Source organism: Streptosporangium sp. G11 (assembly GCF_051192615.1).
Classification (GTDB): Bacteria; Actinomycetota; Actinomycetes; order Streptosporangiales; family Streptosporangiaceae; genus Streptosporangium.
In genome coordinates this window covers 1-1,595 of the sequence record NZ_JBPJUQ010000270.1, presented here as the reverse complement: position 1 = coordinate 1,595, position 1,595 = coordinate 1, and the positions used below count along the sequence as shown (strand labels likewise).

2 protein-coding genes are annotated in these 1,595 nt (G+C 69.3%); one reads left to right on the top strand and one right to left on the bottom strand.

All coding sequences use genetic code 11. The annotated features are described in order from the left end of the window. Window positions 1-31 precede the first annotated feature (31 nt). The gene (locus ACSDR0_RS50470) at window positions 32-1,090 is read right to left on the bottom strand and encodes an IS630 family transposase (protein ID WP_435296109.1); all 1,059 of its coding nucleotides are present in this window, start codon (window positions 1,088-1,090) and stop codon (window positions 32-34) included. A gap of 135 nt (window positions 1,091-1,225) precedes the next feature. Here ACSDR0_RS50470 and ACSDR0_RS50465 point away from each other — a divergent pair, with 135 nt between their 5' ends. Continuing rightward, the gene (locus ACSDR0_RS50465; protein ID WP_435296108.1) at window positions 1,226-1,579 is read left to right on the top strand and encodes a hypothetical protein; all 354 of its coding nucleotides are present in this window, start codon (window positions 1,226-1,228) and stop codon (window positions 1,577-1,579) included. Window positions 1,580-1,595 lie beyond the last annotated feature (16 nt).

The window sequence follows — 1,595 nt, the reverse complement described above, 5'->3', positions numbered from 1 at the left end:
CTAGTGGTCGCGCCCGTTAATTCGTCGGGGGTCATCCGGGCAGCGGGTGCGGTGCGTGTCGGTCGTGCTGTTTGATGCGTGCCAGGAGGCGGTTAAGGTCGGTGCGGGTGAACTTCCAGTCGAAGGGTCTGGCTGCGGCGTTGTAGTGGTTCTCGAAGGCGAGGATCTGGGCGGCGAGCTCATCGAGGTCCTCGAAGTCGTCGGGGGTGAGGAGCTTGCGCTGGATGACGGAGAAGTAGACCTCGATCTGGTTGAGCCAGGAGGCGTGGACGGGCAGATGGACCATCTGGGCGTTCGGGTAGGCGTCGCTGAGCCGGGCTGTCGCCACCCAGTTCCGGTGCGAGGAGCCGTTGTCCACGACCCAGAAGACCCGCCTGGCCGAGGCGTACGGCTCGCTTTGCATCACCTGGTCCACGAGCGCGGTGAACGGCCTGATGCCAGTGGTCGGCTCACACCGGCCCATGACCCGGGCGCGGTGGACGTCGTAGGCGGCCAGGTAGGCGAGGGTGCCGAGGCGGTGGTACTCACTCTCGATCCGCATCGCTCGCCCCGGCCCTGGCGGGAGCGGGAGGTGGATGCGCATGCGGGCCTGGATACCGGGCTTCTCGTCGGCGCTGAGCACGTACTCGTCCTCGCCGAGCGGATTTCCTTCCCATTCCCGCTGGTAGAGGTCCAGGACGCGGGATGCCTTGAAGGCGAAGTGAGGGTCACGGGGAAAGATCCACGACCGGTGCTGCCAGGGCTTCAGGGCGTCGTCGGCGAGCCAGCGGCGCACGGTGGACGCCGAGGGCGCGGGAGCGATGCCGCTGGCTGCCGCATGGCGGGCCAACTCGGGACAGCTCCATCGGGCCAGGGGAGTTGCGCTCGAGGTGGGCATCTCGCACGCAAGGGCCTTGACCCCGGCCACGATGCGAGCGCAGAACACGCGCGGCCTGCCGGGGCGCGGTGCGTCGGCCAGTCCCTCGATGCCCTGTTCACAGTAGCGGCGCCGCCATTTGCGGGCCGTGTCCTGGCAGATGCCCAGCCGCTCCGCGATCATCCGATTCGCCGTGCCCGCCGCGGCGAGCAGCACGATCTGTGATCGCAGCACCAGGCGAAACGGTGCTGAGCCGCGCCGGGACAGGGACTCCAGCTCAGCGCGCTCAGCGTCGCCAAGGCGTATGACATAGGGACTGGAGGGCATGCGCTCCATGGTGCAGCCAGGCTGGTAGGGCACGATGGCCGTATGGCAAGGCCACCTGAGTCGACTATGACCTCGCTACGCCAGCGCCTGGCCGCCCGGGCACGCGAGCGCTGGCCTCAGCTCGCCGGCATCGCCGTCCGCTGCCACGGCGAGTTCGCCTACGTCGCGGGCCGGCTCCCCGACGGCGCCATCCTGCCGCTCTGCCGGCTCCGCTACGCCGGATCCGCCACCAGTTGGGGCTTCGCCATCTACCGCGCCAGCCACGACGACTACGAGAAGTCCGTCCTGCCCACCGGCTACCCGGCCGGCACCCCGCAGGAAGCCCTCGACTGCGCCTGCGGCCTCTACCTCGGCGACACTACGGCCTGGCTCGACCCGCCACCCCCGACGAATTAACGGGCGCGACCACTAG

Bases quoted from the DNA above. Each gene is read 5' to 3' on its own strand.
- ACSDR0_RS50465 (WP_435296108.1), top strand. From the start codon at position 1,226: ATGGCAAGGCCACCTGAGTCGACTATGACCTCGCTACGCCAGCGCCTG.